Origin of the sequence: Klebsiella sp. R445, assembly GCF_051131755.1 — a bacterium.
Taxonomy (GTDB): Bacteria; Pseudomonadota; Gammaproteobacteria; order Enterobacterales; family Enterobacteriaceae; genus Klebsiella; species Klebsiella lignicola.
On sequence record NZ_CP180446.1, the window covers coordinates 3,805,473 to 3,825,575 of the forward strand.

Consider the following 20,103-nt stretch of genomic DNA (forward strand, 5'->3'; position numbering starts at 1 on the left):
TTTACTTTAACAAGAGAGCTAATCCCTTTGTCATTTTTTTTTGTTACTTTTATCATTAAAACTATTTTATTGAAACTAGTGTTTCTCATAGCTATGGTCGCCAGAATCATATCCTTGTTTCACAACACAAATCTCACTCGGGGTTTGGTGCTCTCTTTTCACTTTCTGAAACGATTCCTCACCCAGGAAAATGATGTGGTCGGTGCAAAAGGATGGGGGGGAACTAAAAACATCTCTATATGTTACCCCCCTTCTTTTATGAAGCTAACATACAGACTAAAACTCCCTAATGACAACAGTTCATTACCATTCATGTTGCGGAAATTTATCATGAAAACATTTTACTCACTTACAAAAACAGATTATACCATTGATTTTAAAGGGCTATTAAATTTAAGAATATTGTCACTGGAAATTCCCCGTCATTTATTGATACTATTAATAAAACAAATTGTTGAAGTCAAATGGGGCTTGTATTCCTTATCACTTAAACTTCGTGTTATTTGCATGGGTTTACTTAATGTGCTTGCCAGGTTCACTTTTATTGATGTAAGCAATCAAAAATCACATCACTCATACGCCACTATCAGAGCATTTAAAAAGATTATATAAGGGAGTTGAAATGCGTATTGTCAATTTAATTGCATTACTAATATTGGTGTTCCCAGGAATCACCCTGGCAGCAACATGTAGCGTAACGGCTAAAACTAAAACTAATACATTATCAGGAACTATTACGGTCCCGAGAAATGTATCGCCAGGTGACGCAATAGGTGGTTTATATGGCCCATTTAGTGGTGGAACCAGTTCTGTATCTTGTACCGGTATACCGTATTTATATGTGTCTTTTGCTTCAACGCAACAATTATCATCTTTTACTGATATATATAAGACCAATATTCCTGGAGTGGGAGTGAAAGTCTGGAGCTCATTCAGCGGTAAAGTAATGGTTGGAAACGCAGATAAATATTGGTATAGATCGAATGCGAGTTCTGGTTCCTGGTGGTTAGCAAGTGTTTATTTACAGTTTTATGCTATCGACAGTAATATAGGACAAGGAAAAATTTCTTTGTCTTCCCCTTTTGTAAGAAGCAGGGCAGGCGATTATCGGACGACCTATTCTTACTTATCCTTTAACTCATCCCTCACTATTAATCCAGAGAAGGGGTGTTCAGTGACAAATTCCAGCCAGACTGTTACCTTATCCGAGGTCAAAAAAAATGAGTTACGTAATAGTCCAGGCAGGCATTCGGACGGAAAAGGCTTTAATATCGGGTTGAATTGTACACCTCAGACAAAAGTGTCAGTGGCGTTTGAAGGCCCCACTATGTCTGGCCATGATAGCGTCCTCGCTAATCAAACTACCGGTAACAATTCTGCCGGTTCATCCGTTGGGATCCAGATGTTATATGACAATAGCCCTGTTATTTTAGGGAAACCTTTACAGGTTGTCACTGATGCGCAGTCATCAGAAACGATACCGTTCACAGCACACTATTATTATAATGGAGGGGCAGACATTCAGGCGGGTAACGTTACAGCCGTGACTACATTTACATTCACTTACCAGTAAATGTCCAACTGGACTACCCGGTTTTTACCGCAGGTTTCCGCGCTTTCATGCAGATCGCCATGAACCCGGTGGTAGCCGTACACGCCTGCGCTCGGTGAATACGAGTCACAGATGAGCGCCAGCAGGCGCTGGTTATCTTTATTCCTCGCAGCGACCGGGTTATGCAGCCACGCATACAACTCCACCCGGGCGACACATCGTCATGACACCCCATACAGAACCTGGCTTGCGGCAGACTTCGGGCACGGACGTACCCGGTTCAGCCTGCTTCAGCCAGTTGCGCACGGTCCCAAAGTCGACACCCGGAGCAATCGGTAATAATGAAACGCGTTCTGGTGAATTCTGCAGGGGAATGATGCTGTTCATCTGTTATTTTTCACGTAGCGCACGCACTGGGTATGGATACAGGCATTCTGGCCTGAAACGCCGGCTCCTGCCATGCCAATAAATCGCAGCACGCGGATCCTTTTTGCGCTCAGATCCCTGCTGAAGCCAGTCATGGCAAGGCCTGCAGACAGTTTGGTCATTTTGGGGAGAATAGGGGTAATGCCAGGACAGATGGAAAAGTTCTGAAGAAGGGGGGCTCTATACAAAATCTGATGGGTAATAACCCCTGTCATTTTGTCAGCTTTCACGCAACTAAATGGGGGAAATGTTCTGTCAATAAAGATCGCTGTCTTCATCCGGGATGTAGACACCAGATGTGGAGAATCATTTCTAATTCGACTAAACTCAATGTTTAGATGAGCCCAGCTGTTATTAAACATTCTATAATTAAAACTGTCTTTTGTTTTTTGTAGGAAACGAGACGAAACAGTCGTCTTATAAAAATGTCATATATATATTTTTTAATTCTGTATGTTCTTGATTTTAAAATTAAATTTTTAATTTATTTTTTTATCACTTGATGGGCATGAAAGAGCCTTGTTAATATTCTTAAGTATTAATTTTTGATATTTATTGCTATCATCTTAAACAAGACTTGATTTTTATCTATGTATGGTACGCATGGGACGAAGATAGATATTCCTATATTATTTTCGATAATAGATTGTTTCCTCCATATTTATGGATAGGGTTTTCTGTTTTAAGCAGGGCAGTGAATTAATGCCTCACTAATTATGTAAACATGGTCGTTTAAGTATAAATAAGGTAATGTATGAGTAGATTAGCACAACGAATTAGAAAAATAAAAAACGCACAAGCAAAAGAAAACGAGCGATGTGAGCTTGTAAATAATTCAGCATCTGTTCTATATACCTCGATTATTGATTTTTTCAAAAAAGGGAATGTAAAAATTAAAGAGGGCAAGCATGGCATATCATCAATTGCAACTTTGCATATCGATGACTACTTGTTCCATTTGTCATGGAGGTTTGTCCATGATGGCATCATTCACATGTCATTTTATTGTGATAACGCCATGAACAGAAAGATTTTTATTCGGTTGCATTATTTTAGGTTAATCGACAAATGGTTTATATGTAATTCAAGTATAAGGAAATATAAGTATCTACTCAGAGAAGCGAAACCAGAAACTATAGAGAAAGTAATTGCAGATTTAATCCGTGAAAATTAATGCTTTCTTGTCTTGGGAGTGGTGACCATCGACCAGTCATAATAATATTAATCGAGACATTTCTTTAAATGCCTCAGTATTTTACTATTGATAGTCAGGGTGCCTTAAATATCTCAACAAAAAACCTTCACAGTGCCGTTTTTCTCTTAATTTTTTATTAATTAGATTGTCATGCCATTGAATCTAAAGGGTTTTTTATTTGATGTTTTTATTAGTAGGAGATTTAATTTCGTATCCATTAAGATGATTTCGTGGATTAACTTCTCACGCAAAAATACTGTTTGGTGCATTGGTTTTTGACAAGAAGGTCAAGAAGGTCTTGGCCCTTAGCATAAGCCGCATTTATTTAAACATCCTTAATTGTTATTACAAGGAACCATAAAAAATGGTTAAGTTGAAAAAATTAGTTTTTATTCCTCTGGCGATCTTCTCTCTGACTTCTGCAGTGGCTTTTGCTGCTACTACTGTAAATGGCGGTACCGTTCATTTCAAAGGTGAAGTTGTCAATGCCGCCTGTGCGGTTGATGCTGGTTCTATTGATCAAACTATTCAGTTAGGCCAGGTTCGTTCAGCGAAACTTGCTACTGCTGGCAGCACCAGCTCCGCTGTCGGTTTTAACATCCAATTAAATGAATGTGATACTACCGTTTCAAATAAAGCCTCTATTGCGTTCTCCGGAACTTCAGTTGATTCCAATTCTGATGTCCTGGCTTTACAAAGCTCCGCTGCCGGTAGTGCAACTAATGTTGGTGTGCAGATCCTTGACAGCACGGGCACTCCGTTGACTCTGGATGGCGCGTCATTTAGCGCGGCAACCACGCTAAATGACGGCACCAACATCATTCCTTTCCAGGCTCGTTATTATGCTACTGGTGTGGCTACGGCTGGTACTGCTAACGCAGACGCTACTTTCAAAGTGCAGTACGAGTAATCCAAACATAGGACAGGGAAGTATTTTGGGCCAGGATGGCCCATTTCCACAACAGGGGGCCTGGGGTGATATCGATGCAAGGAGTAAAGACAGGTCTGCTGATGTTTTTGCTACCTCCAGTGCTGCTGGCCGGCGATCGCTTGAATATGACCTCAGCAGGAGGAAGCATGCGTTTTCAGGGCGTTATCATCGCTGAGCCATGCCGTGTTGAGGCAGGGGATCAGAAAATGGCGGTCAATATGGGGCAGCTCAGCAGTAATCGCTTTCATTCTCTTGGGGAAGAAGTGAATCCCGTACCGTTTGATATTCACCTTCGCGATTGCAGTGCCACAGTAATTCGACATCTCAATGTGTCGTTTCATGGGGTAGCTGACGGTAAAAACCCGAACGTGCTATCGGTTGGTGAAGGACCAGGTATTGCCACTGGTGTAGGTATCGCGCTGTTCGATAAACAAGACCTATTGATTCCACTGAATAGTCCGCCAGATGCATGGAGGAGGTTGCGAAATGGTCCGAGCTCTATGCATTTCGTAGCCAGGTATCGGGCTACGGGAAAACAAGTAACAGGGGGCGCGGCAAGCGCGCAAGTTTGGTTCTCTCTGACCTATCAGTAATTAACCAGCAGACATGCCAGAAACAGGAAATAACGGTGAGTACAAAAAGGGTTAATGTGAAAAATATACTGGGGATGATGCACGGATTACTGATGATAGCCGCATTATCATATTCCTCCTGGGGGCAGGCTGGCGTAGCGCTAGGTGCTACGAGGGTTATCTATCCGGCAGGACAAAAACAGGTACAACTTGGCGTTACCAATAATGATGATAGCAGCACCTATCTGATTCAGTCATGGGTGGAAAATGCAGACGGCGACAAAGATGGAAGTTTTGTTATTACACCACCACTGTTTGCCATGCAAGGAAAGAAAGAGAATACCCTGCGTATTATTGATGCCACTAATAACCAACTGCCGCAGGATCGCGAAAGCTTGTTCTGGATTAACGTCAAAGCTATTCCTTCGATGGACAAAACGAAAATCAGCGAGAACATCTTGCAGCTGGCTATTATCAGCCGCATCAAGCTCTACTATCGCCCAACGAAACTGGCGCTGTCACCTGATCAGGCGGCAGAAAAATTGACCTTTAGTCGTAGCGGCTCATCGTTGGTGTTGAATAACCCAACCCCTTACTACCTGACGGTTACCGAACTTAATGCCGGAATCCGGGCTCTGGAAAATGCATTGGTGCCGCCAATGGGTAATGCATCCGTTAAGCTTCCTCCGGATGCCGGTAGCGACATCACTTATCGCACAATTAATGACTATGGCGCATTGACTCCACAAATGAAAGCCGCGTTGCGTTAACACAGGAACGGTTCGGCGACAGGACCACTCTGTACATAACAATAAGAACTGACAGCCGGGTGACTTCAGACCGGAGGGACTATGTCACATCTCAAATATGGACTGGACCGTTTTGGTTCCCGAAGCGCCAGGCAACAATCTCGCTACAAGAAAGCTTTTGCTATGGTGACAATTCCCATGGTGATCTGTTTTGTTTTTCCGGTTTGTCAGGCGCAAGCTGAGCTCTATTTCAACCCTCGATTTCTGGCCGATGATCCCGCTGCGGTAGCGGATCTTTCCAGTTTTGAAAACGGGCAAGAGGTTCTCCCAGGAACTTACCGTGTGGATATCTATCTTAACGACGGCTTTATGGCTACTCGCGACGTTACTTTTAAGCACGGCGAAAACGGTCACGGGCTCAGCCCTTGCCTGACCCGTAGTCAGCTGGTTTCTATGGGGGTTAACACCGCAGCGGTCATCGGGATGAACGCACTGGCTGTCGATGCTTGCATGCCTCTGACTACTATGATCGAAGATGCAACTACCCGGTTCGATGTCGGGCAGCAGCGCCTGTATCTCACTATTCCTCAGACCGTTATGAGGAACCGTGCGCGCGGATATATTCCACCAGAGTTGTGGAATGACGGCATCAATGCCGGACTATTGAACTACAACTTAACAGGTAACAATGTTCATCATGATGCTGGTAGCAGCAATTACGCCTATCTAAACCTGCAAAGCGGTCTTAATCTCGGAGCCTGGCGGCTGCGCGATAATTCCACCTGGAGCTACAGTAGCGGCAGAGGCTCCAGCAATGAAAATAAGTGGCAGCACGTTAACACCTGGGTGGAACGTGGTATTACGCTGCTTCGCTCACGCCTGACGCTCGGTGATAGCTTTACCAACGGTGATATCTTCGACGGCATCAATTTCCGCGGAGCCCAACTTGCGACCGACGATAATATGCTTCCGGACAGCCTGAAGGGCTTTTCGCCGGTGATCCACGGCATAGCCCGCAGCACAGCCCAGGTGTCGATCAAACAAAACGGTTATGAGGTTTATCAAAGCACGATGCCGCCAGGCCCGTTCACTATTAACGATTTATACGCAGCGGGTAATGGGGGGGATCTGCAGGTAAATATTAAAGAAGCCGACGGTACTAACCAGGTTTTTAGCGTTCCATGGTCAACGGTGCCGGTTCTTCAGCGTGAAGGGCATACCCGCTACGCGCTGACCGCAGGTGAATACCGAAGCGGTAACGATTTTCAGGAGGCACCGAGGTTCTTTCAGAGTACGGTACTACGCGGCCTGCCCATGGGCTGGACGCTATACGGTGGTTCGCAACTTGCTAGTCGCTACCGTGCCTTTAACCTCGGGGTTGGTAAGAACATGGGGGGACTCGGTGCTGCGTCGCTTGATCTTACCCAGGCCAACGCTACGTTATCCGATGACAGCGATCATCAGGGGCAATCAATCCGTTTTCTTTATAATAAATCGCTGAGTGATATCGGCACTAATATCCAGTTAGTGGGCTATCGCTACTCCACTAAAGGTTATTACAGCTTTGCTGATACAACATACCGACGAATGAGCGGTTATGACGTAGAGACTCAGGATGGAGTGATTCAGGTGAAACCTAAATTCACCGATTACTATAATCTCGCCTACAACAAACGCGGTAAGGTTCAGGTCAGTGTCACCCAACAACTGGGGCGTACCGCCACGCTTTATTTAAGTGGAAATCATCAGACTTACTGGTCGACCGGTAAAACGGATCAGCAATTACAGGTTGGGTTGAACGCGGCAGTTGACGATATCAACTGGACTCTGAGTTATAACCTGACCAAAAACGCCTGGCAACAGGGTCGTGATCAGATTCTGGCAGTCAACGTCAATATTCCATTTAGCCACTGGCTGCGCTCCGACAGTAAGTCTGCGTGGCGACATGCTAGTGCCAACTATAGCATGTCGCATGACCTGAACGGTCGGATAACCAATATGGCGGGGCTTTACGGCACGTTACTGGAAGACAATAACCTTAGCTATAGCATGCATACTGGTTTTGCCAATGGCGGTGACGTCGGGAGCAATGGGACCGGCTATGCCTCGCTGAACCATCGCGGCGGCTATGGTAACGCCAACGTTGGCTACAGTCGCAGCGATGGTTTAACACAGCTGTACTATGGCGTCAGTGGTGGGGTACTGGCGCATGCCGACGGCGTGACATTAAGCCAGCCGTTAAACGACACGGTGGTTCTGGTGAAAGCTCCTGGCACCGATAACGTAAAGATCGAAAACCAGACCGGGGTCAGAACTGACTGGCGCGGCTATGCGGTGCTGCCATACGCCACCGAGTACAGGGAAAACAGAGTAGCACTGGATACCAATACCCTCGCCGATAACGTTGATTTGGATGAGGCGGTGGTGAGCGTGGTGCCGACGCATGGCGCGATTGTGCGGGCAGACTTCAAAACCTACATCGGTGTTAAGTTACTGATGACCCTCACCCGGGACGGCAAACCAGTACCTTTCGGGGCGATGGTCAGTTCAAATAGCAACCAGGGCGGCAGCATTGTGGCCGACAACGGGCAGGTCTATCTGAACGGAATGCCGCTCACTGGCAGCGTGCAGGTGAAATGGGGAGAAGGAGTGGACTCCAGCTGTGTGGCCAGCTATAGCCTGCCAGAAGAGAGCCAATGGCAGGCGCTGAGTAAGCTATCAGCAGAGTGCATTTAAGGAACTGATGATGAATAAACTATCGAATTTGTTGGTCACTGTGCTGATGCCGGTCTGCGCTAACGCCTTCTCGGCGGACAGCACCATCACCATTAGTGGCTACGTTCGTGATAACGCATGCGCGGTCGCGGTCGAGTCAAAAGAGTTCACTGTCGACTTGATGGAGCATGCTGCCAAACAGTTCAATGCAGTAGGCGCTACCACGCAACTGGTACCATTTCGCATCGTACTGTCACCTTGCGGTAGCTCGGTGACGGCGGTAAAGGTCGGTTTTACCGGAACCTCTGATAACGACAATACTGAACTGTTAAAAATTGATGGCGGTGCGTCTGCGGCGACAGGTATGGCGGTGCAGATCCTGAATAGTCAGAAGACAATACTACCGGTCAACACTCAATCCTCTTCTCTCTCGTGGACCTCACTCATGCCTGGGCAGACAAATACACTAGGCTTTTACGCCCGTCTGATGGCGACCCGCGTGCCGGTCAGTGCCGGACGCGTGTATGCCACCGCGACCTTTACGCTTGAATTCCAATAATCGGGGCTAAGATGAAAAAAACTTATACCAGATGGCTTCTGACAGTTTTTATGGCGTTAAATATTACGACATTACAGGCCGCTGACATCACTATTACAGTTAACGGCAAAGTGGTAGCCAGGCCATGCACGGTCTTCACTACCAACGCTAACGTTGAATTAGGCGATCTCTATACCTTCAGCCTGGCCTCGGCTGGCAGCACTTCCGCCTGGCACAGCACCGTGCTCGATTTAACCAACTGTCCGATTGGCACCTCTCGTGTGGTCGCCACCTTCAGTGGAACAGCAGATAGCACCGGTTATTACAAAAACAAAGGTACTGCGGGCAATATCCAACTCGAACTACGGGACGATAGCGACACTACACTCAACAACGGCGCAAAAAAAACGGTACTGGTGGATGATAGTTCGCAATCAGCCCGTTTTACGTTGAAGGTCAGAGCATTATCTGTCAACGGTGGTGCCACCCAGGGAACTATTCAGGCAGTGATTAGCGTTACCTATATCTATGCCTGAATCAGGAGAGTTTTTTAATGAAAAAAATCATCGTTATGCTTACCACAATGCTATTAATGGGATGGTCTATTAACGCCTGGTCCTTTACATGTAAGACTCGGAGTGGTCAGGCTGTTGGTACCGAAGGTTCAGGAACAAATGCTAATGTCTACGTTAACCTGACTCCTTCAGTCTCGGTTGGTAGTAATTTAGTGGTCGACCTGTCGTCGCAAATTTTTTGCCATAATGATTATCCAGAGACACATACAGATTATGTTACCCTACAGCAAGGGTCCGCTTACGGCGGTGTACTATCTAGTTTCGCCGGTACCGTCCGATACAATGGATACTCATATCCATTTCCGCTTAAGGCGGAAACAGCTTATGTTGTTTATAATTCAAGGACAGATAAACCATGGCCCATCGCACTTTATTTGACGCCTTTAAGCACCGCCAGCGGAGTTGCTATTAAATCAGGCTCACTTATTGCCAAGTTAGTTCTGCATCTACGCAACAATTTCAATGAGCATGTTACGTTTAACTGGATGATATATGCCAACAATGATGTGGTCGTACCGACCGGTGGTTGCGATGTTTCATCACGAAATATAACTGTAACGTTGCCCGATTATCCAGGGACGAAGCCATTACCTGTAGCTGTTCACTGCGCGAAAAATCAAAATCTAGATTTCTATCTGTCTGGCACTACCACTGATAGTGCTAATTCAATTTTTACTAATACAGCACCCACCACGCCAGCGCTAGGGATTGGCGTACAGATATCTCGTAATGGGGAGGTTGTATCAGCTAACAGTAAAGTGTCGTTGGGTACAGTGGGTACATCCCCGGTAAACCTGGGGTTAACCGCTACCTATGCTCGTACTGGTGGTCAGCTTACCGCTGGTAATGTAACGTCGCTTATTGGATTGACGTTTGTTTACCAATAAATTCAAAGCCTTGTTAATTAAAATGTCGATTTACTATGGGTGATTGAAATGTGGAGATGGATGGGGGGTGACTACGCTGCCGTAAATTTTATGTGATTGGGAAGGGGGTATTTAAATTGGTATAGACAGCCATGTTCTGCATCACATCAAAACCCCTCTGTTATGGAGAAGAAAGAAGGACTGCATAGCATAGCTGGCTATTATTAATAGGTGGTGTTATTAGTAATCAATGCAAATAAAATACGGCGTTCGAGATGTGGAGAAAACCCATGCCCCAGAGTTTATCTTTTCAATGTTAACATAGTAGTACAAAGGGGTTTTTTTAATGAAAAAGTCAGGCAGAAATTGACTCAACAATTTCGCCTCGTCAGCACTCACATCAAACACGTTACTTTTGGCTTGCTCAAAAATAAACCCAGTGCCTTTTTTATAAAATGAAAAATTCTTTTTTATATTTACATTGGTTTTATTTTTGTCACTATCCAGAATAAATCCATTAATATTGACAAAACCTTTTCCGGATGACAGGTTAAAGCTAAACGAAGCCTCAAGAACATTTTTGCCTGAGTGAATTTTGGTATTTGACGTACAAAGAATAGAACTTTCTTTGTCTTGAATATGCATTTGCAATCCGGCGCCAAATAGCAAACATGCTATAAAAATAGCTATGTAAAAAAAACGTTTATTTTTACTTGTCACTCCCCCCCCCAACACCATCTAAATAATAATTTGACAAACACAACGCTTTCCCGTTATCTGCAGCAAAAAAAAGAGGTTTATTGCATCGAATTAACGATACTTTATGTGAAGGTGGATAATTAATTATATACACCCACTCTGGCTTGGTACAGTTAATATTGTTTTCCTCAATAAACCTGTAATAAAATGAATCAGGCATAAGTGTTTTGTTTCTGAATACGTTACATTTTCCTGCATTAGATAACTGAATGTAAACAGGGGCAACATATGTTGGGATTTTCTCTTTGTAAAAATAAGTAGTTACAAAAGATGATAAGGAGATTGAAATGGTCACCATCAACATCATTAATATTGCCACTTTTACATAAAGCAATGGTTTCTTTTTAGTTGAATCTATATTGTTGTCAAGTGGGAGAGTAGCGTTATCACTCGATTTATGCTGTGTTTCATTATCCTCTCGAATCATCTTTATATCCGGAGAGTCTTTAATCATAAACCCACGTTTAGGGATGGTTTTAATAAAATCATCCGCAATACCGAAGCTTGACAAAGCTTTACGCAATATAGAGATATTCTGGTACAATGTGTTAGATGTTGCATTAACGCCACGAACTTCCCATACTGCTGAATAAAACTCAGCATGAGAAACGACTTCGCCTTTGTTTTCCAGTAATAATAAAAAACACAGACTTGCAGGTAAAGCAAGCATAACTCGAGAATCAATATCATCACACCTGGATACACAATGAAGGTCTGGTCTGTAGATAATATCATCCTTTAATAGGACCTTGATGAGATTCATTATTATTCCGGAAATTAAAGGTTGTGATAATAATCTTTAATTATAGATGTAAGGATTTTTTTTGCAATTAAAACAAACCTTTTGCACATGTTTTTTAAAAGGATTTACTCATTATTTGAAATCTAAATCATTCTTTATAACATTAAAAAATAGCCGGCTGTTTATAATGAAGGTCATATAGAATTTAATAAAGCTAGAGTAATTAAACTTCATTGCAATATCATTCCTGACTCTATAGATGGATTTTTCACTAAACTGAAATGATTTGGCTATTTCACGTATTGGCCGTTGATTCGCAATCATTTTAAGAACAATAACTTCCCGCACTGTTAACTTCGGTGTTATACCTGCGCTAACCTCACTGAGTTCAATGTTAATAGTATGTATTATGCTGTTTAAACTAATGTTGCGGTGTTCCAGATGCTTGAAGTTTATCCCTCCCCACTGTCTGTTTACCTTAAAAGCATTCATAAACAAATGCATTAATAAGGGTTCGACAAATACAAAATCAAGATTCAAACAGGGGTTGGATTTTCTTTTTGAAGAATAAATATCCTTAAGATAATCCAGAGTTTCCAGAGAAATAAATTTCCTGGATGCATAAACGATGATGTCACGATTAAAGTCAAAACAATTAATAACATCTGTATTTAGTTCAGTAAATGAGATAAAGTCAATAACATCAACCATTAAGTCCAGTTTATATCTCATCCCTTCCGACAACCATACATTGTCGCTAATGAAAACTATCCGTTTTCTTAATGAAAGATTAGATACAATTACCAAAGGAGCATCCTGTTCTGTGTTGAGCTCTTCCATAAATGTTTTCATCGTTATTGGTATGTGAAATTAAATGTTGTTGTTGCGGTAACATTACCAGCCTGAATATCGGCTCCACCATTGTAATAATAGTGTGCGGAAAAAGGTAATTGCTCTGATGATTGCGCGTTCGAAAGCACCTGTAATGGCTGCCCTAATGTAACAGGATTGTTGTCATACAACATTTGGATCCCAACGGATGCGCCAGCTGAACCATCACCAGTAGTCTGATTAGCGAGGACGCTATCCTGGCCCGGCATGGTGGTTCCTTCAAACTTAACAGATACTTTTGTCTGTGGTGTACACTCCAACTCGATATTAAAGTCTTTTCCGGATGGGTACCTTCCTGGGTTATTTAGCAATGCATTTTTTTTGACTTCTGACAATTCAACTGTATTATTCGGATTATTTACTTTGCATGTTTTCGCTGGAATAACCATCGGGTTGTTTAAAACAAATGACCAAGTTATAGGCCATGACCACTGCAGAGGACCTGAAGAATTCCCCATATTAGAGCGTTGCTCTACTCTTAAGCTTGCTATTTCTGTTCCGGCAGGAATGTTTATACCTGCCTGACTTGTTGGATTAATTTGGCGCATGCCGATTGCTAATCTTAAAGGAAACCAACCTGTTGGCGGTGGTGAGCATGCAGTATCTAACCATACACATCTATATCCTACTGGCATAAGATATGTATCGTTAAATATTTTCACAAACCCTTTATATCCCAAGTTTTTGAGTTCAGGTGAAATGTATGTTGATGTACTTGTAGTTCGCAGCGCATCCTTGTAGGAAGCAATGCCACTGCAAGAAACATTTTCACTTAGGTCTTTTATTATAATATCATCTGTTGCGTTAGACAGATTGACATCAACATAAACAACTCCTCCAGAAGGAACACAACGAAAAGCCATCGCTGCATTTGGTAAAATAACAAAACACAATATCAGACATTTGATGATATTCACTATAACCCCTTTATTATAAACATTGGGCATTCAGGTTCTGGATACCCGTTGCAGCATCTTCACTTTTAACTTGATATGTTGCCTGGCATTTTTGCCCGGCTCCTTTGCCCCATTTAACGTCCAGAGTCCCACTCTTATCCAGCCCGCTCAGATATACCTGACCACTATCCCCCACAATAAATCCCTGGTCGGTATTATCACCTCCATGCGTGACTGTCGCGCCAAAGGGTACTGGTCGTCCGTCCGACCGCGCCAGCACCATCAACGCTCTGACACCTACGCTTGCCTGGTATGTTGCTTTCGCCACCGCACCACGGGTCGGGATGACGGTTTGCGTGTTCACTGCAACTTCCGTGTCATCGCCCATCGTTTCAGTATTTAGTGCGATAGTATTTCTGCGGTACGGGCTGGTATATGGCACGACCGTGTACCCTCTGAAATCTGTTTTTACACCAGTCTGATTACTTACGGAGACTCCTTTCGCCCCAGGAGCCGCAATCAAAGTTACCGTTTCTCCTAGCGGCTGGGAAAGCGTCACTCCTTCTGAATGAGCCACTAACCCGCCTTGCAGGCCGTAGTTGAGGCGACGGGAGTTTTTGTCATAGCTGTACCCACCGGTGACTTCCCCGTAGGTAGCCCGCCAGTCAGCATTAACAGCCGCGCTATTTCCCTGGCCTTTAGTGCCATATCCTTGTTGAACGCCCCAGCTCAGGTTGTTGCCATCCAGTGTTGTTCCACTGATACTGGCGCTATGGGTGGTATTACCTTTTTTGCTACTGTTGACCATGTAGCTGGCATAAAGAGAATTACGGCTATGTCGACCAAACAACGTGTCCAGCGGAACACTGACATTGAAAGCAAATACATGATCTCTATTGTCTACGCTCCCTTTCGCTCCCACGTTATGGCTGAGGTTTCGGCTATAGGTGTAATTCAGTCCGTAGCTGATATTATTCCAGGAGTTGTAATAACTCGTACCTAAAGATTCCTGATGTCGGTTACTGTTCCAGTAATCCTCCCGAATGGCTGTTAATGACACACTGCCCATCTCTTGCCCTAAGCTTTGGGTCATTGTCATTTCTGCCCGGTTACGTCGGCGGTCCTGATCATGGTAAAAATATTCCCCACGCTTGGTATCCATAACCTCAGACATACTCCAGTATCCGTCAGTGGCATATCGATAACCGGCAATAGAAAAGTTAGTCCCGGTACTTATAATGTTCTTGCTATAACGAGCACGGAAAGAACGACCATCTTCTTTTTTCTGTTGGTGCCGTTTTGACCATGCCTGGGTCATATCAATGGAGATGGCACCTAATTGCCCTAAGTTTTTACCCACTCCCAGAGCCAGTGACTGATATACACTAGAAAACTGACCGCCTCCGTAGCCCGTAAAGCCGAGAGGAAGTCCGTAGATTAACGTTGCTTGTGTAAAAGGAGTTTTGTCCACCTGACTATCGTATGAACGATAGGCAGCAGTCGTTATGCTGTATTTCAGACGCCCCTCACGTTGTAATACGGGTAGGGAGGCAAATGGAATAACCAGTTTTTGCTCGCTACCGTCGGATTCTTTTATAGTGATATTTAAATCACCAGAACCACCTGTGGGGTACATATCATCAATCTCGAAGCTACCGGGTGAAACATAGGTCTGATAAATGATATATCCGTTCTGACGGACCGTGACCTGAGCATTTGTCCGGGCTATACCACGCACTACTGGTGCATAACCGCGCAGGCTTTCTGGCAACATGTCATCATCGGATGCCAGCTGGATGCCTCGAAACGGGACGCTGTCAAATACGTCTGATGGACTGGTACTATCCCCAAGGATAAATTGACTCTTAAGCACCCGGATATCGCGCTGAAGATAGGTGTAAACGGTATTCCACTTGTTTGTGGTTACGCCGCCTGATTGACTTGCGCGTGACCAGGTCGTGTAGTTTCGTAAACGCCACGGACCGATATTAAAACCTGGCCGCAGGTTAACGAACTGGCTATTGCTGTCGTTCCTGGAACTGCTTCTGGCTGAGTTATTGGCCCCGCTAATACTGTAGTTCAGTAGTGCGGCAGGAACACCATCATCCCATATTTCGGGGTCTACCCAGCCACGTGCAGAATTGTTCATGGCTGATTGGGGAAAATGCAGCAAGAGTTGTTGCTTATTAAAGCGGAATTCACTGCTCGCCTGAGGAATGGCTGACAAGCGGGCACAGAATATTCCATCGGCTCCCAGCTCCGGATATTTTACGACCAGAACACCCCATTTGGCGAGGTCATCGACCGCAATACAGGGGAAAAGACGGTTATTACCTTCTTCATCATTGACTGCCTGAAATGTAACAGTTTGCGTGTCAGCTTTTTCATTATTGACAAAAATATCTACCCGGTAATCTCCTGGGGTCTGTCCATCTTCGTCTTCGAAAACCGAAAGGTCAATTGTATCCTTTGTATCCTTTGCTGACATTACTCGTTCCAGTAATGCGGGGTTAAAATAGTCCCTGCCATAAGCACTCGAAATAATACCAGTTGGCAGAAATAGTATAGTTGCCACACTCAAAATCACTTTGCTCGGCAGATTATGGTAATAGTAAGTTCCTTTCATCCGATATATTCCACTCTGTATTATTACCGGCAAATTTTCTTCGGGCCGTTAATGTATTGTTGTATGTTCTGGGCCAATACCACCGTAATCGGAGATCAGCTTCCAGCTCACGGTTCCGGTGGCTCCTGAAGGTGTTGTAAATGTTGCCTGGCTCATCGGAAGCACGAAAGTGGCATCCTTAATATCCCGCCCACCGACTTTCACCTCTTTGAAATTCATAACAAACGGTGTTGGGTTATTGACAGTCAGTTTGTTGCCGGAAATACTCCACTTGAGTTTGTTGGCCACATCCTCCGGTACACCAGAAAGTGCTGCTGGACGATATATCAGTTTGATACGACTCTTGACTGCAATTTGCAGAGTATTGGCATCGCTCTGCTGCTGTCCTCTGGGTATGGATTTAACACTGAGCCAGTACAGTGATTCACGATCTTCCGGTAGATTACCGCCCGTCCGGACAATCCTCAGAACGTTCTGCTGATTACCCTCAAGTCGAAACAGCGGTGGAGTCACAATAAAAGGGACTTTCTCAGCTCCACCGTCTTGATTTTCTGCCCATGACTGAATGAGATATGGGGATTTATCAGAATTGGTGACGCTCAGAGAGGCCTCTTTCCGGCTGCCATCATAAATCAGGCGGGTACCACCAATAGTTACGCCACCAGGGCTGGCGTATAACAACTGACAACCCATAACAGTGAAAAGGGCCAAAGCTTTAAACCAAATATTCATGTAATAATTAACTCTCAAATCGTGGTCGAATCAAATAAACCGCCTCCCGACATATGAAAGTCAAAGAGGCGGAATACTCACCCAGTTTAGTTATAAACTATTGTGAAATTACTGGTGGAGTTTGCCGGCCCAGCAGTTACGGTGTCTGAAGTTGCATAATAACGCGCCATAAAGTCGAGGTTGTTACTACCGCCCCCAAGTGAATATGGTTGAGACGCTGTGTAAAGAGGGATGGTATTGTTGTTGACATCCGCTAACTGGATACCAACGCCGGTCGCTACGCCGGGATCATCATTTAGAGCCAAAATGGTATTCTCCACTGCATGTGAAACTCCGTCAAACTTTACTGTGGCGGAGGTGACAGTATCCGGACATTCGGTTAATGCAATCGTGAATTTAGTTGGGGCTGCTGTTGAACCTGCACCAGTAAATACAGTACGGGACACATTTCCCAGTGTGACGGTTAGTGGATTGCTGACATCATTTGTCACGGTACAAGCAACGTCGGTAATGCTGCCGACGAAGTTAATTTTCCCGTCATCAGCAAATGCAACGGAAGACAGAGTTAATGAAGAGATGATGGCTGCGGAAATAGCTAACTTTTTCATATGAAATCCTTAAACGATGTTTTCTCAAGTTGTAAATGATGAGTTTCTATCTAAAGTGGATAATGAACTCACGTTTAAAAATTTATCAAAATACAATAATCGCTCCTACTAATAAATTGATGAATAAGAAAAACACTTTAAAATCATAATCTTAAGATTAATATTAAGAATGGGAAAAGGTTTTTTTGAGAAATAAATAGCATCCTTACTTGCATTGGAATGATCACAGCTTTCCAGGGACTCAATAAAATAACGGAGTAATGGCGTTGGTATTTAACGAATAGCTGCGTCCACTAACGCTTCCAATGAAATCGTCATCCAGGCCTACTGAAACCACTTTAGCTTTCAATTCCCGAACCGTTCGCCATAACAGCTGGCTGGATGCGCTCATGCCATAATCCTCCCAAACCTCTTTCAAAATGACTTTTTTCGGTACGTTAAGTTCACCACTAACAGTTTTGGTTAACAGGCATCGTAAAAAACGTACTAAAGTTTCATTAAGCAATGCGGCACCAAAAATAACAGTGCGTTCGGAATGTACCGCGCTTATTCTGACCAGTCTTCTGTTGGAAATATCAAACTGGACATCATGGTTGATAATGAATCCAAAGAGTTCCTTCTCCATAACATGTCTCTTCCAAATACAAGAATTTTTTATCATCCATCCAGGATGGAAACGAAATAATATAACTCAGTGATACATGCATGCAATCAAACAGAAAAAAGAACTATTTTGTATGCGCAATGTTAAATGCAGCATATAAACCTGATTATCATTTAGTTTATGGAAGATATGACCACTCATATTGGAATTGCAATAACATGCAACTTAAAGTCATATCATCGAAAATGCCAACCTAAAAACCCACTTACCGCAAGTTTGTCAGTGTATTATGCTGTTTTATACAATAACACCATGATTAATATGGCACCATCATAAGGGAGTGAAGATATGTAAAGTCAGAGACACGCCCCAGATTGATTGATAATGCAGCACATGTTGCCATTGGGTTAATTTTCGAATCAGTTTATATCTCCTTATATCACCGCGTGCTTCCTTCGCTCCCCCCCCATCATCATTTTCCTGATGTGACTGGATAAGACAAAGACTAGGGCAACATTAGGAATATTCATACTTAACTTTTTTTATTTAAGTTTATTAGTGCGCTTGTTTGCCGAAACTTAAGGAGTAAAGCCCCTGACAGGGAGGGGTGAGTCGGGGGCTGGGCCATGCATTGTTTGAGGTTGTTGTATCTTGTTGTATTTAATGCATAAAATAATTATTAAGAAAAAACAACGGGCCTTATTAAGGTCTTGTTTACATTTGTGCTGAATACTATAGAGATTGATTGGTAGCCTTATTAGATTGCATATTAGGATATTGAAATGAAAGGAAATTATATAATAAACGAGAAAGTGATTTTTTTTCCAGACGAACATCGGCTGGAGCCCCTGGGAAATCAAGGGGTAGCTCTTACCTTGAATATTCCGGTCAGCCGTTGTCTTTTGCTGTTACTGCAGCGTGAAGGTGAAGTTGTCGGCCAGAACGAGATTATTGCTGAGGTGTGGGAGAATAATGGCCAATATGCCAATTCTAATACTTATTTCCAGAATATACATATTTTGCGTAAGTCTTTGAAAATATCGGGAATTGAGGAAAGTGTTATCATCACTGTGCCAAAAGAAGGATTGCGCTTTACCGGGATGGTGGCATTTGATCATCCTGATATCCCCCCTGAATCTCCCGAGGTTAAGGCGGAACCGGTTGATGGTGCTTTACAGGAAAGCACCCCGGAAGTAAAAATCACATCCACACCATTCTTGAGTGGTAGGTGTAAAGCTTATGTCAATTTAACATTGATACTGTGTTTGCTGGCTACGTTCATTATGTTTTCGCATCGTTTCTATGCTAACTATCGACAGAATACTGATTTCTTTTCTGATTACCGATTTCTTGGTGAAATGAACCAGTGTCAAGTATATGCCAGCGGAGGGAGTATGTTCCGCCAGCATGTTGAATACCTGGATTTTATCCAACAGAAAAACATTCAGTGTCAATCCGGGCAGATGGCCTATATGTCAATAAATAATGTAGAAACGCGAGTTCTCGTGCATCTTTGTGATAAAAATATGAAGGATGCAATGTCCTGCCTGACAAAACTGTATATGGTTGATAACAAAAATGAAGAGTAAATCGGCAAATCTATTTATTGTAATTTTAACAATGCTAATCATATTAATTTATCTCGCACAGATGGTTTATAATTATCGTCATAACCATTTCTCCTGCGGCGGGAATATCACCTTTTCTGATGATAAGCGGAGTTATTCTGTTCAGGTGAAATACATCTTTAACGGCGGGGGAGGTAAAGTTATTGCGCGTGGGGAATACCATGAAGCAGGAATGAAAAATGTGCGATTGTTGCATCAACTTGCTTTTGATTACATGCGTCGTGATGATAGCATCGTCATGTTTTCAACAACGCCTGCATTAAGTGATACCCAGGCAAGAATGCTTGATACGTTGGTGCCCGATTTTTATCTCTATAAAGACCGTGGTTTCCGGGTTCGTATTTTTAAACAAGGTAAGTCAGGCTACATATTTACTAACCTCGGGATCCCCGTTTTTATCTGCACTAAAATTTGATTACCATCGTGTTACGTCAAAATTAAAACTGATGGAATAGAATGTTTCGTAAGTTACTACAGTTATGAAATGGTTAACCTGAT

General features: G+C 43.5%; 20 protein-coding genes and 2 pseudogenes. 12 read left to right on the forward strand and 10 right to left on the reverse strand.

Going from position 1 to position 20,103, the window contains the following annotated elements:
• The first annotated feature begins 330 nt into the window (after positions 1-330).
• The gene (locus ACMYSN_RS17865; protein ID WP_462495648.1) at positions 331-612 is read left to right on the forward strand and encodes a hypothetical protein; all 282 of its coding nucleotides are present in this window, start codon (positions 331-333) and stop codon (positions 610-612) included.
• Positions 613-622: 10 nt separating this feature from the next.
• Positions 623-1,573 (forward strand): fimbrial protein, encoded by a 951-nt coding sequence (locus tag ACMYSN_RS17870; RefSeq protein ID WP_462495649.1) that lies wholly within the window; start codon positions 623-625, stop codon positions 1,571-1,573.
• A 14-nt stretch (positions 1,574-1,587) separates the two neighbouring features.
• Here ACMYSN_RS17870 and ACMYSN_RS17875 read toward each other — a convergent pair.
• Both ACMYSN_RS17875 and ACMYSN_RS17880 read right to left on the reverse strand, forming a co-directional pair.
• Positions 1,588-1,792: pseudogene (locus ACMYSN_RS17875) on the reverse strand (IS3 family transposase); the annotation flags it as partial.
• 65 nt (positions 1,793-1,857) lie between these two features.
• A pseudogene (locus tag ACMYSN_RS17880) lies at positions 1,858-1,939 on the reverse strand (tyrosine-type recombinase/integrase); the annotation flags it as partial.
• Between the two features lie 793 nt (positions 1,940-2,732).
• On the opposite strand from ACMYSN_RS17880, the gene ACMYSN_RS17885 reads away from it, so the two are divergent.
• From ACMYSN_RS17885 to ACMYSN_RS17920, 8 genes are all read left to right on the forward strand, one after another.
• Entirely contained in the window at positions 2,733-3,152 is a 420-nt protein-coding gene (locus ACMYSN_RS17885) for a hypothetical protein (RefSeq protein ID WP_462495650.1), read from the forward strand.
• A gap of 385 nt (positions 3,153-3,537) precedes the next feature.
• A complete protein-coding gene (gene fimA / locus ACMYSN_RS17890) occupies positions 3,538-4,083 on the forward strand; it encodes a fimbrial protein (RefSeq protein WP_462495651.1) in 546 nt (181 codons plus the stop codon).
• Between the two features lie 74 nt (positions 4,084-4,157).
• A complete protein-coding gene (locus tag ACMYSN_RS17895) occupies positions 4,158-4,697 on the forward strand; it encodes a fimbrial protein (protein ID WP_462495652.1) in 540 nt (179 codons plus the stop codon).
• A gap of 74 nt (positions 4,698-4,771) precedes the next feature.
• A complete protein-coding gene (locus ACMYSN_RS17900; protein ID WP_462498281.1) occupies positions 4,772-5,446 on the forward strand; it encodes a fimbria/pilus periplasmic chaperone in 675 nt (224 codons plus the stop codon).
• Between the two features lie 81 nt (positions 5,447-5,527).
• Positions 5,528-8,161, forward strand: coding sequence for a fimbrial biogenesis usher protein (locus tag ACMYSN_RS17905; RefSeq protein ID WP_462495653.1), 2,634 nt, complete (start codon positions 5,528-5,530; stop codon positions 8,159-8,161).
• Positions 8,162-8,168: 7 nt separating this feature from the next.
• A complete protein-coding gene (gene fimF, locus ACMYSN_RS17910; RefSeq protein ID WP_462495654.1) occupies positions 8,169-8,699 on the forward strand; it encodes a fimbrial protein in 531 nt (176 codons plus the stop codon).
• A gap of 11 nt (positions 8,700-8,710) precedes the next feature.
• Positions 8,711-9,214 (forward strand): fimbrial protein, encoded by a 504-nt coding sequence (gene fimG / locus ACMYSN_RS17915; protein WP_462495655.1) that lies wholly within the window; start codon positions 8,711-8,713, stop codon positions 9,212-9,214.
• Positions 9,215-9,231: 17 nt separating this feature from the next.
• A complete protein-coding gene (locus tag ACMYSN_RS17920; protein ID WP_462495656.1) occupies positions 9,232-10,140 on the forward strand; it encodes a fimbrial protein in 909 nt (302 codons plus the stop codon).
• A 219-nt stretch (positions 10,141-10,359) separates the two neighbouring features.
• On the opposite strand, the gene ACMYSN_RS17925 is transcribed toward ACMYSN_RS17920, so the two are convergent.
• The 8 genes from ACMYSN_RS17925 to ACMYSN_RS17960 all read right to left on the reverse strand — a co-directional run bounded on the left by ACMYSN_RS17925 (position 10,360) and on the right by ACMYSN_RS17960 (position 17,998).
• Positions 10,360-10,764, reverse strand: coding sequence for a hypothetical protein (locus ACMYSN_RS17925; protein ID WP_462495657.1), 405 nt, complete (start codon positions 10,762-10,764; stop codon positions 10,360-10,362).
• Positions 10,765-10,828: 64 nt separating this feature from the next.
• The gene (locus tag ACMYSN_RS17930) at positions 10,829-11,641 is read right to left on the reverse strand and encodes a winged helix-turn-helix domain-containing protein (protein ID WP_462495658.1); all 813 of its coding nucleotides are present in this window, start codon (positions 11,639-11,641) and stop codon (positions 10,829-10,831) included.
• Between the two features lie 111 nt (positions 11,642-11,752).
• Positions 11,753-12,460 carry a hypothetical protein gene (locus ACMYSN_RS17935; protein WP_462495659.1) on the reverse strand — a complete coding sequence of 236 codons (708 nt, stop codon included), beginning with the start codon at positions 12,458-12,460 and terminating at the stop codon, positions 11,753-11,755.
• Between the two features lie 14 nt (positions 12,461-12,474).
• Positions 12,475-13,428, reverse strand: a complete 954-nt coding sequence (locus ACMYSN_RS17940; protein WP_462495660.1) for a fimbrial protein — start codon at positions 13,426-13,428, stop codon at positions 12,475-12,477.
• Positions 13,429-13,441: 13 nt separating this feature from the next.
• Positions 13,442-16,033, reverse strand: a complete 2,592-nt coding sequence (locus ACMYSN_RS17945) for a fimbria/pilus outer membrane usher protein (RefSeq protein WP_462495661.1) — start codon at positions 16,031-16,033, stop codon at positions 13,442-13,444.
• A gap of 48 nt (positions 16,034-16,081) precedes the next feature.
• Positions 16,082-16,765: a fimbrial biogenesis chaperone gene (locus ACMYSN_RS17950; protein ID WP_462495662.1), complete on the reverse strand. Its 684-nt coding sequence runs from the start codon at positions 16,763-16,765 to the stop codon at positions 16,082-16,084.
• An 86-nt stretch (positions 16,766-16,851) separates the two neighbouring features.
• A complete protein-coding gene (locus ACMYSN_RS17955) occupies positions 16,852-17,373 on the reverse strand; it encodes a fimbrial protein (protein ID WP_462495663.1) in 522 nt (173 codons plus the stop codon).
• A gap of 241 nt (positions 17,374-17,614) precedes the next feature.
• Entirely contained in the window at positions 17,615-17,998 is a 384-nt protein-coding gene (locus tag ACMYSN_RS17960; protein ID WP_462495664.1) for a hypothetical protein, read from the reverse strand.
• A gap of 761 nt (positions 17,999-18,759) precedes the next feature.
• On the opposite strand from ACMYSN_RS17960, the gene ACMYSN_RS17965 reads away from it, so the two are divergent.
• Together ACMYSN_RS17965 and ACMYSN_RS17970 are read left to right on the forward strand one after the other, a co-directional pair.
• Positions 18,760-19,566 carry a winged helix-turn-helix domain-containing protein gene (locus ACMYSN_RS17965; RefSeq protein WP_462495665.1) on the forward strand — a complete coding sequence of 269 codons (807 nt, stop codon included), beginning with the start codon at positions 18,760-18,762 and terminating at the stop codon, positions 19,564-19,566.
• Positions 19,556-20,020 (forward strand): hypothetical protein, encoded by a 465-nt coding sequence (locus ACMYSN_RS17970; protein WP_462495666.1) that lies wholly within the window; start codon positions 19,556-19,558, stop codon positions 20,018-20,020. The genes ACMYSN_RS17965 and ACMYSN_RS17970 overlap by 11 nt, the downstream gene beginning before the upstream one ends.
• Positions 20,021-20,103: the final 83 nt, after the last annotated feature.

Bases quoted from the DNA above. Each gene is read 5' to 3' on its own strand.
- ACMYSN_RS17865 (WP_462495648.1), top strand. From the start codon at position 331: ATGAAAACATTTTACTCACTTACAAAAACAGATTATACCATTGATTTT.
- ACMYSN_RS17870 (WP_462495649.1), top strand. From the start codon at position 623: ATGCGTATTGTCAATTTAATTGCATTACTAATATTGGTGTTCCCAGGA.
- ACMYSN_RS17885 (WP_462495650.1), top strand. From the start codon at position 2,733: ATGAGTAGATTAGCACAACGAATTAGAAAAATAAAAAACGCACAAGCA.
- fimA (WP_462495651.1), top strand. From the start codon at position 3,538: ATGGTTAAGTTGAAAAAATTAGTTTTTATTCCTCTGGCGATCTTCTCT.
- ACMYSN_RS17895 (WP_462495652.1), top strand. From the start codon at position 4,158: ATGCAAGGAGTAAAGACAGGTCTGCTGATGTTTTTGCTACCTCCAGTG.
- ACMYSN_RS17900 (WP_462498281.1), top strand. From the start codon at position 4,772: ATGATGCACGGATTACTGATGATAGCCGCATTATCATATTCCTCCTGG.
- ACMYSN_RS17905 (WP_462495653.1), top strand. From the start codon at position 5,528: ATGTCACATCTCAAATATGGACTGGACCGTTTTGGTTCCCGAAGCGCC.
- fimF (WP_462495654.1), top strand. From the start codon at position 8,169: ATGATGAATAAACTATCGAATTTGTTGGTCACTGTGCTGATGCCGGTC.
- fimG (WP_462495655.1), top strand. From the start codon at position 8,711: ATGAAAAAAACTTATACCAGATGGCTTCTGACAGTTTTTATGGCGTTA.
- ACMYSN_RS17920 (WP_462495656.1), top strand. From the start codon at position 9,232: ATGAAAAAAATCATCGTTATGCTTACCACAATGCTATTAATGGGATGG.
- ACMYSN_RS17925 (WP_462495657.1), bottom strand. From the start codon at position 10,764: ATGCATATTCAAGACAAAGAAAGTTCTATTCTTTGTACGTCAAATACC.
- ACMYSN_RS17930 (WP_462495658.1), bottom strand. From the start codon at position 11,641: ATGAATCTCATCAAGGTCCTATTAAAGGATGATATTATCTACAGACCA.
- ACMYSN_RS17935 (WP_462495659.1), bottom strand. From the start codon at position 12,460: ATGGAAGAGCTCAACACAGAACAGGATGCTCCTTTGGTAATTGTATCT.
- ACMYSN_RS17945 (WP_462495661.1), bottom strand. From the start codon at position 16,033: ATGAAAGGAACTTACTATTACCATAATCTGCCGAGCAAAGTGATTTTG.
- ACMYSN_RS17950 (WP_462495662.1), bottom strand. From the start codon at position 16,765: ATGAATATTTGGTTTAAAGCTTTGGCCCTTTTCACTGTTATGGGTTGT.
- ACMYSN_RS17955 (WP_462495663.1), bottom strand. From the start codon at position 17,373: ATGAAAAAGTTAGCTATTTCCGCAGCCATCATCTCTTCATTAACTCTG.
- ACMYSN_RS17960 (WP_462495664.1), bottom strand. From the start codon at position 17,998: ATGGAGAAGGAACTCTTTGGATTCATTATCAACCATGATGTCCAGTTT.
- ACMYSN_RS17965 (WP_462495665.1), top strand. From the start codon at position 18,760: ATGAAAGGAAATTATATAATAAACGAGAAAGTGATTTTTTTTCCAGAC.
- ACMYSN_RS17970 (WP_462495666.1), top strand. From the start codon at position 19,556: ATGAAGAGTAAATCGGCAAATCTATTTATTGTAATTTTAACAATGCTA.